The following is an 8067-nucleotide window of genomic DNA, read 5'->3' as shown; positions in this document are numbered from 1 at the left end:
CCCAACCCCCCCCCCCCCCCCCCCCCCCCCCCCCCCCCCCCCGGCGCGGGCGGGGGGGGTCCGGCCCGCCCCCCCCCGCCCCCCGCCCTTCCCCCCGCGGCCCCCCCCCCCCGCCGGCGGCCCCCCCACTACAGATATCGCGGTTGCTACTGGCAGCTGAAGGCCTTGCGCGCGCCCTGGGTCTTGCCGACCATGCGGTCGCTCAGGGTCAATGCGTTGCTGTTGAGGCGCCAGTCGTAGATCACGCTGAAGGCAAGCACGCGCGCCACGTACTCGCGGGTTTCCTTGTAGCTGATGGTCTCGATCCAGAAGTCCGGGTCGTAGTTCGGGCGTTGGCTCTGCCAGCGTGCGGTCGGCGTGGGGCCGGCGTTGTAGGCGGCGATGGTGACGTAGGGCAGGCCGTTGTACTTGTCCATCAACTGGCGCAGATAGGCGGTGCCGATGGCGATGTTGGTGTCCGAGTCGTACAGGCTGGCTGCACCGCCATAACCGCTCAAGCCAATACTCTTGGCCACACTGGCGCCGGTGGCCGGCAGTACCTGCATCAAGCCCATGGCGTTGGCCGGTGAACGCGCGTTCGGATTGAAGATGCTTTCGGCGCGAATTTCCGCAGCAATCCAGGCAGGGTCCAAAGCGTTGCGTGCAGCCTCGCGACGGATTGTGTCGTCGTGGTGCAGCGGGAAGCGCAGGTTGTACAAGCGCATTTCCTGCGGGCCCTTCAATGCGAACACCGCGCGATCAAACCAACCGTTGTTGCTGGCCACTTCCACGGCGAGACGGCGCTGGCTGTCGTCGAAACGCGACAAGGCCTCCGCCCATTCGCGTGCAGCCCAGCTCGGGCGTTCGATCTTGAACAGCTCGATTGCGCGTACCAGCGCGGGGTCACGGGCAACGGCGGTCTTCGCCGCTGCGCTGTCGCCGGGGTTCCATGGGCACAGGTTGTAGGGCTGCTTGAGTTTGTCGGCGGCCAGGAAACCGTGGAAGGTCGGTTCGCTGGCGGCGGCGCGGTACAGCGCGGTGGCGTCGGCTGGCTTGCCGGTTTTCTCCAGCAGGCGGCCCTCGAACCAGCGCCAGCGTGAATCGTTGCGCTGGCTGGCCGGCATCTTGCGGATAGCGGTCAGTGCCACCGGCCAGTCGCCGCGTGCCATTGCCTCGCGGGTGCGCCATTCGTGCAGGCGTTCGTCATAGGCCGATTCGGGCACGGCGGCCAAACGACGCGCCGAATCCGGCAGGTAGGAAGCCACCGTCCACAACGCGATTTCGTACAGCACCTGGCCTTGCTGCTCGGCGCTCAGGGCCAGCGCCTGGGCGTATTGCGGCAGCTGCAGCTCGGCTGCGCCGGGGTCGGTCTTGGCCAGCTTCTGCAGGCCGTCGACGGCGATGCGGCGGCTGCGTTCGTTCTTTGGCCAGTTCAAGGCGCGCGCGTCCGGCTTGTCGACGAAGGCGGCGTAGTCATTGGCCTGGGCGAGTTCGGTGGCTGGCAGGCCGCGTGCGGCGGCACGCATCACCGCCGCTTGCTGTGCGTCGGCAGCAGCATCGATGCGTTCCCAACGCAGGGCTGGGGTCAGGCCGCCGCGGCTGGCGAGGACTGCAAACACCGGATCACAGCCATCGGGCAACGACTTGCCGGCGCTGCGCCACAAAGACTGGGCGTCGCTGGTCCATTGCGCATCGGCCTTGCCGGTGGCCTGTCTTGCATTGAGCTCGGCACAACGCAGGCCGGGATCGTTGCTGGTCTTCCAGTTGGCCAGCAGGGTCGGCCAGTCCTGGCGGCGGGCGAGCGCGGGCAACCATGCCGAGCGCAAGCTTTCGGCTACGGCCTGACCCTGATACCGCTTCAGGAAGTCCTGTGCCTGCGCATTGGGCAGCGTGTCGATGTTGCGGCGCAGGGCGCTGAACTCCAGCCAGCCGTACAGTGGGTGATTGCGCAGCGGTGCGGTCGCGTTGGCATCGAACTGCCCGCGCTCGGCGTTGTCGATGGCGGTGCGCATCGCGGTGCGTTGTGCGTCCAGGTTCTGGGCTTGGACGCAGGCGCTGAGCAGCGCGGCGAGGGTAGCCAGAGGCAGCAGGAGGATTTTATTCATGGCGGAAGAATAACGGCCGCAGCGTCAACGGCAGAGCAGCAGCCCGACCCGCACATGAACAAGCACGTCGCTGGCGCGCAAATGGAAGCTGAACGGAAACCGCCGCCTTGCTGGAAACCCTTGGAAGCAGGCGTAGCTTCGGTGGCGAGGCAGTCGGCCTCGCCCTGGGGGAACTGGAATGGCATTCAGTGCAGCAGGCAAAAGCGGGCGTCCATTGGCCGATATCAACGTGACCCCGCTGGTCGACGTGATGTTGGTGTTGTTGATCATCTTCATCGTGACCGCGCCGATGGTGTCGGTGCCGATCCCTGTCGATCTGCCACAACACAGCAACAAGTTCGTGCAACGTGTCGAGCCGCCACCGCCGATCGAGCTGCGGGTGGACGCAGCCGATCAGCTGTACTGGAACGGCGAAGTGCTGGCGATAGCTGATCTGCAGGCGCGGCTGCAGGCGCAGGCCGATCTGCATGTCGGCAACCTGCCGGAGCTACGCATCGACGCCTCACCGGATGCGCAGTACCAGGTGATGGCCAAGGTGCTGGCGGCTGCCAACAACGCCAAAATGCAGCGTATCGCGTTCATCCAGTAAGTCGTGGGTGTTGGCAGGCATCAGCTGCCCAGGCGGTAGCTGATGCCTTGCTTGGCGGCAGGCGGCATTCTCGCGCTTTTTACGGCTGCCGATGGCGGCGTGGGCGAATACACTAGGCGCATGCAAAATTCCCGATTCGCATCGCTGTTGCCGGTGCTGGCGGTACTCGGCTCGGTGACCTCGTTGTCGATCGGCACGTCCTACGCCAAGAACCTGTTTCCCATTATTGGTGCGCAAGGCACCAGCGCGTTGCGCGTGGGCTTTTCGGCGCTGTTCCTGTTGCTGCTGTGGCGGCCTTGGCGCTGGCATACCAGTCGCCCCGATGCCGCGGCGATCCTGCGCTACGGATTGACGCTGGGGCTGATGAACCTGCTGTTCTACATGGCGTTGCGCACGATTCCGTTCGGGATTGCCGTTGCCATCGAGTTCACCGGTCCACTGGCGGTGGCGATGTTCTCCTCGCGGCGACCGATTGATTTCGTCTGGGTTGGCTGCGCGTTGGTCGGCTTGGTGTTGCTGTTGCCGCTGGATGGCGGCCAGGCGCTGGACCCGGTCGGGGTCATGTATGCGCTGGGCGCTGCATTCTGCTGGGCGCTGTACATCATCTACGGCAAGCGCACCGGGCATCTGCATGCCGGCCACAGCGTGTCACTGGGTTTGCTGGCGGCGTCGCTGGTGGTGGTGCCGGTCGGCGTGGCGCATGCCGGCATGGCGCTGCTGGAGCCGAAGATCCTGTTGGCTGGCTTCGTGGTGGCGGTGGTGTCCAGTGCCATCCCGATGTCGCTGGAAATGATGGCGCTCAAGCGCCTGCCCAAGGAAACCTTCGGCATCCTGATCAGCATGGAGCCGGCAGTAGCGGCGCTGTGGGCGTTGCTGTTGTTGCACGAACACCTGACCGGCCTGCAATGGCTGGCGATCGGCTGCACGGTGTTGGCGTCGGCGGGCAGTACCTTGACCGCGCGACGGCGGCCACCGCCTGCAGCGGTTGCAGGCTGAGCCTGCGCTCAGCGCAGGCTGTCGGCGGGGACTTCGACTTCCATTTCAACGGCCAGATGATCCGAGTGCGCGGCGGGAACGGCGCGGGTGTCGAGCATCTTCAGGTTGTCGGAAATCAGGATGTGGTCGATGGCGCGGTCCGGGCCCCAGCTGGGGAAGGTTGGCACCAGACAGCTCGGTGGCTGCAGCCGGGTCTTGTGGTACAGCACGCGCATTTCCGGGCGGTCGGCCATGCAGTTGAAGTCGCCCATCAATACCGCATTGGGATGGTCGGCCAGCAGGTCGGAAATGAAGTCCAGCTGCGACAGACGCGAGCCGGTGCCCAGTGATAGATGCGCCACCGCAACGGTCAGACCTTCCTTGCCATCGCCATAACGCGCCAGCAGCACGCCGCGGCCACCGATGCGGCCGGGCAGGGCATGGTCCTGTACTTCCACCGGTTCCAGCCGGCTCAGCAGGCCATTGGCGCTGGAGGCCACGCCGCCCATGCGGCGGTTCGGCTGGTGTGCCCAATAGTTGAAGCCTGCCCGCTCGGCCAGATAATGGGTCTGGTTGGTGAAGCCCGAGCGCAGGCTGCCCGGATCGGCTTCCTGCAGGCCGACGATGTCGCGACCGCTGGCCAGTTTGGCAATTGCGTCCAGGCTGGAGCGTTTCTGCCCGGCAGGCAGCGCATGTGACCAGCTGCGGGTCACATAGTCGCTGTAGCGGCGGGTGCTGGAGCCGGCCTGGATGTTGGCGGTCAGCAAGCGCAATGTCTGGGTAGGGGATTTCACGACGGGTCGAACTCAAGGGCCTCGTTGCCGAGGCCCTTGATACCTCACTTGGCGTTGGCGGCGCGTTCGCGCGCGATCAGGTGGTCGGCAATGCGGAGCATGTCTTCATAGCCCTTGCCCTTGACCAGGTACTTGCCGTTGACGATCAGCGACGGGGTACCGGCGATCTTGCTGCGCTGGGCGAACTGCTTGCCACGGTTGACCTTGGCGGCGACGCCGAAGCTGCCCATGGTGTCAGCGAAGGTCTTGGGATCAACGCCGTACTTGCCGTAGAAGTTGGCGATGTCCTGGACCGAATCGCTGCCGCGCTCGCCCTTCAGGGTCTGCTCGATGTGGATGGCCGAGTACAGCGCGTCGTGGGTCTTCTCCTGCACGCCCAGGGTTTCAGCGGCGTAGAAGGCGCGCGCGTAGTTGTCCCAGGTGCCGCCGAAGGCAGCCGGCACGTAGACGAAGCTCACGTCCGAAGGCAGACCGGCCTTCCACGAGCTGATCAGCGGCTGGAAGCGGGCGCAGGCCGGGCAGACATAGCCAAAGATCTCAGCCACTTCGACCTTGCCGGTAGCCGGCTGGAACGGCTGGCCACCTTCGATGGCGACATAGTCGGTGCCGGCAACCGGCTCCGGGCCGACCAGGCGGGCCTGTGCCGGGACCGGGGTAGCCGGGGCGGCGTCGGTGGCAGCCGGTGCAGCGGTAGCGCCTTCAGCGGCGGCACCTTCAACGGCCGGGGCCGGGGTGGCGGCCGGAGCGGCTTCGGTAGCAGCCGGGGTTGCCGGAGCGGCAGTATCAGCGGTGCCGTCCTGGGCTTTGCAGGCAACCATCAGCGGCAACAGGGCGGTCAGGGCCAGGGCGAAGCGGATCTTCATCGGGAGGGATCTCCAGCAGGGTATGTTTGGGGCACCGGACAGTGAGACTGCAACCGGTGCGCGCAGGGACGCATTATGTGCGTATTCGGCTGAACAGGTGACCCGGCTCAGCCGGGCTTCAGCGGAGGTTTCAGCGACGGCTTGCGCCGCTGCGTTCGCGTGCCACCAGGGCACCGGCAATGCGCAGGGTGTCATCAAAGGTCTTGCCCTTGACCAGGTATTTGCCGTTGACGATCAGCATCGGCGTGCCGGTGACCTTGACCCGCATGGCGAAGGCGCGGGCGTTCTTGACCTTGTCATCCACCTGCTGGCTGCGCAGGGCGTCGACAAAACGCTGCGGCTGCACGCCGTACTGGGCATAGAAGGTAGCCAGTTCGTCGGGCGTGACGTTCTGTGCCGGCAGGCTGCCCTGCACATGCAGCGCCTTGAACACGTCGGCATGGCTGCGCTGGCGTACGCCGAGCTGTTCGGCGGCATAGAAGGCACGTGCGTAGGAATCCCAGTAGCCGCCAAACGCTGCCGGTACCGGGGTAAAGCGCACGTCGGCTGCCTGCTTGGCCACCCATGCCTCCAACTGCGGCTCGAAGTGGGCGCAGTGCGGGCAGGTGTAACCAAATACCTCGACCACCTCGATCTTGCCGGCCAGCGGCGCAAACGGGCCCGGCTCGGCGATCAATTCATAGTCATCGCCTTCGACCAGCGCGGTAGGGGCGGCGGCACAGGCCGAGAGCGGGGCTATTGCCAGCAGCATCAGCAACAGTCGGGGGAACAACTTCATCGTGGGGAGTCTCCGTTGGAAAAACAGACGCCGACCTTACGGCCGGCGTGTCTGCGTGAGGCAGTTGCCGGGTCGCCGGGGCGACCGGCGGGTATCAGGGTTGTGCGGCGGCGGTGGCTACCGTTGCATCGTTGGCTCGATCATGCAGACCTTGGACGTAACTGGCCAGCGCCTGGATCTCCTGCCCGGTCAGTGCGTGGCTGATCTGGGCCATGATCTTGAACTGCGCTGCATCAGCCTCGCCGGTCTGACCAGATTGGTAGCGCTGCAGACGTTGCGCGACATAGCCGGCATGTTGGCCGCCGATATGCGGATAGGCCGGGCCCGGGTTACCTGCACCGGTCGGGCCGTGGCAGGCGATGCAGGCCGGGATGTTGCGGCTGGCGTCGCCGCCGCGATAAAGCTTCTGGCCGACTTCGAAGAACTTCATGCCTTGGTAAGGACCTTCGCTGACCACGGCGTCATCGGCCACACCAGCACCGGACTTCTGGGTGGCGAAGAAGGCGCCAATATCGCGCATGTCCTGCGGGGTAAGCCCTTCCATGAAGGGCAGCATCGCGGCGACTGCGCCTTCGTTGCGCTGGCCGCTGGCGATCAGGGCCATTTCCTTGGCGATATAGCGCTCGCTCTGCCCGGCCAGTCGCGGATAGATCTCCACGGCTGAGTTACCGTCGGCGCCGTGGCAGGCCGCACAGGTGGACGCTTTGGCCTCGCCGGCCTTGGCATCGCCGGGTTTGGTCTTGCTGAAGTCGATCTCCAGCGAAGCGGTTTGTACAGGCGCATTGTCCGGCACGGCGGTAACCGAGCTCTGGGCAAAGGCGACGGCGGCGATTACGGGGACTACCAGTGCTGCAACGGCAAGAACACGAGCATGGCGCATGCTGAAGCTCCGTGTGGACCGGGCCGGGCGGGGCTTTCCGCCGGCATCGCCCGGATTATCAACGGCGTTTTGCGGCACGGTCAACGCAGCAGTGCAGCAAAATCGGCCGGATCGGTGGTCCCGGAACAGCGGCCAAGCCGACGCGCGGCGTCGCAACATGCGATCCTATGCGTATGTCATTGCTCATCGAACGCGCCCGTTACCACCTTTCCGCCCACAATTCCCGGCAGTTGCCGCCGGATCTGGGGGCCGAAGTGGCATTTGCCGGTCGCTCCAACGCCGGCAAGTCCAGCGCGCTCAACGCGCTGACCCGCCAAAATTCCCTGGCCCGTGTCTCCAAGACCCCCGGCCGCACCCAACAGCTGGTGTTCTTCGAGGTAACCCCCGAGGCGCACCTGGTCGATCTGCCCGGTTACGGCTACGCCAAGGTGCCGCTGGACCTGCAGGCCCACTGGCAGGCCTTCATCGATCAGTATTTCCGCACCCGCAATGCGCTCAAGGGCCTGGTGGTGGTGATGGACATCCGTCATCCACTGAAGGACTACGACCGGCAGATGCTGGGTTATGCCGTGCAGCGCGGCCTGCCGGCGCATGCGCTGCTGACCAAGGCTGACAAGCTCGGCCGTGGCCAGCAGATGCAGACCCTGCAGAAGGTGCGCAAGGACCTGCATTCAATCTTTGGTGACACCGTCAGCGTGCAGACCTTCTCCGGCGAATCGCGCCAGGGCGTGGACGAAGCCCGCGGCATCATCGGCGGCTGGCTGGGCTTGAACCCGCCAGCAGCGGAAGGCGCAGCGCCGGTAGGGGCAGCGTAAGTTTTGTAGGAGCGGCGTAAGCCGCGAAGCTGACAAAGCCCGGCTTGTGGGAGCGGCGTGAGCCGCGAAGCTGATGATCTGTCAGGCCTGAGTGCATAGAAAACGCCGCCTTGATCAGGGCGGCGTTTTGTTTTTGTGGTTCTTGCTTGTTTCGAGAGCCGAAGCCGAAGCCGAAGCCGAAGCCAAAGCCAAAGCCAAAGCCAAAGCCAAAGCTCCCCTCACCCCAACCCCTCTCCGGTAAAGGGGTGAGGGGACGGCAACAGCAAGGCCCAAAGGCCAGGGCCCAAAG

The 8067-nt window shown here is 65.4% G+C and carries 8 protein-coding genes; 3 read left to right on the top strand and 5 right to left on the bottom strand.

The genetic code is table 11. The features are described from left to right. Nucleotides 1-146: 146 nt before the first annotated feature. Nucleotides 147-2084 carry a transglycosylase SLT domain-containing protein gene (locus ACVOLR_RS19520; RefSeq protein ID WP_481537913.1) on the bottom strand — a complete coding sequence of 646 codons (1938 nt, stop codon included), beginning with the start codon at nt 2082-2084 and terminating at the stop codon, nt 147-149. Between the two features lie 178 nt (nt 2085-2262). On the opposite strand from ACVOLR_RS19520, the gene ACVOLR_RS19515 reads away from it, so the two are divergent. Together ACVOLR_RS19515 and ACVOLR_RS19510 are read left to right on the top strand one after the other, a co-directional pair. Next, nucleotides 2263-2673, top strand: a complete 411-nt coding sequence (locus ACVOLR_RS19515; protein ID WP_481537912.1) for an ExbD/TolR family protein — start codon at nt 2263-2265, stop codon at nt 2671-2673. 120 nt (nt 2674-2793) lie between these two features. Continuing rightward, a complete protein-coding gene (locus ACVOLR_RS19510; protein ID WP_481537911.1) occupies nt 2794-3669 on the top strand; it encodes an EamA family transporter in 876 nt (291 codons plus the stop codon). Between the two features lie 8 nt (nt 3670-3677). Here ACVOLR_RS19510 and ACVOLR_RS19505 read toward each other — a convergent pair whose 3' ends face one another. The 4 genes from ACVOLR_RS19505 to ACVOLR_RS19490 form a co-directional block, all read right to left on the bottom strand. Then, complete coding sequence (locus tag ACVOLR_RS19505; protein ID WP_481531110.1) at nt 3678-4415, bottom strand: endonuclease/exonuclease/phosphatase family protein; 738 nt, start codon at nt 4413-4415, stop codon at nt 3678-3680. Between the two features lie 71 nt (nt 4416-4486). Continuing rightward, on the bottom strand, nt 4487-5305 hold the full coding sequence (locus tag ACVOLR_RS19500) for a thiol:disulfide interchange protein DsbA/DsbL (protein WP_481537910.1): 819 nt from the start codon (nt 5303-5305) through the stop codon (nt 4487-4489). A 130-nt stretch (nt 5306-5435) separates the two neighbouring features. Beyond that, nucleotides 5436-6083: a thiol:disulfide interchange protein DsbA/DsbL gene (locus ACVOLR_RS19495; RefSeq protein ID WP_481537909.1), complete on the bottom strand. Its 648-nt coding sequence runs from the start codon at nt 6081-6083 to the stop codon at nt 5436-5438. Between the two features lie 94 nt (nt 6084-6177). After that, nucleotides 6178-6963: a c-type cytochrome gene (locus ACVOLR_RS19490; RefSeq protein ID WP_481537908.1), complete on the bottom strand. Its 786-nt coding sequence runs from the start codon at nt 6961-6963 to the stop codon at nt 6178-6180. Between the two features lie 173 nt (nt 6964-7136). Between ACVOLR_RS19490 and yihA the strand changes: the two genes are divergently transcribed. Then, the gene (yihA, locus tag ACVOLR_RS19485; protein ID WP_481537907.1) at nt 7137-7778 is read left to right on the top strand and encodes a ribosome biogenesis GTP-binding protein YihA/YsxC; all 642 of its coding nucleotides are present in this window, start codon (nt 7137-7139) and stop codon (nt 7776-7778) included. Nucleotides 7779-8067 lie beyond the last annotated feature (289 nt).

The sequence above is a fragment of the Stenotrophomonas sp. STEN030 genome (assembly GCF_056759995.1).
Note: the sequence above shows the minus strand (reverse complement) of the source record. Positions and strands in the feature narration are given on the sequence as shown.

Excerpts from the sequence above, each read along its gene's own strand:
- ACVOLR_RS19520 (WP_481537913.1), bottom strand. The coding sequence starts at position 2,084 with ATGAATAAAATCCTCCTGCTGCCTCTGGCTACCCTCGCCGCGCTGCTC.
- ACVOLR_RS19515 (WP_481537912.1), top strand. The coding sequence starts at position 2,263 with ATGGCATTCAGTGCAGCAGGCAAAAGCGGGCGTCCATTGGCCGATATC.
- ACVOLR_RS19510 (WP_481537911.1), top strand. The coding sequence starts at position 2,794 with ATGCAAAATTCCCGATTCGCATCGCTGTTGCCGGTGCTGGCGGTACTC.
- ACVOLR_RS19500 (WP_481537910.1), bottom strand. The coding sequence starts at position 5,305 with ATGAAGATCCGCTTCGCCCTGGCCCTGACCGCCCTGTTGCCGCTGATG.
- ACVOLR_RS19495 (WP_481537909.1), bottom strand. The coding sequence starts at position 6,083 with ATGAAGTTGTTCCCCCGACTGTTGCTGATGCTGCTGGCAATAGCCCCG.
- ACVOLR_RS19490 (WP_481537908.1), bottom strand. The coding sequence starts at position 6,963 with ATGCGCCATGCTCGTGTTCTTGCCGTTGCAGCACTGGTAGTCCCCGTA.
- yihA (WP_481537907.1), top strand. The coding sequence starts at position 7,137 with ATGTCATTGCTCATCGAACGCGCCCGTTACCACCTTTCCGCCCACAAT.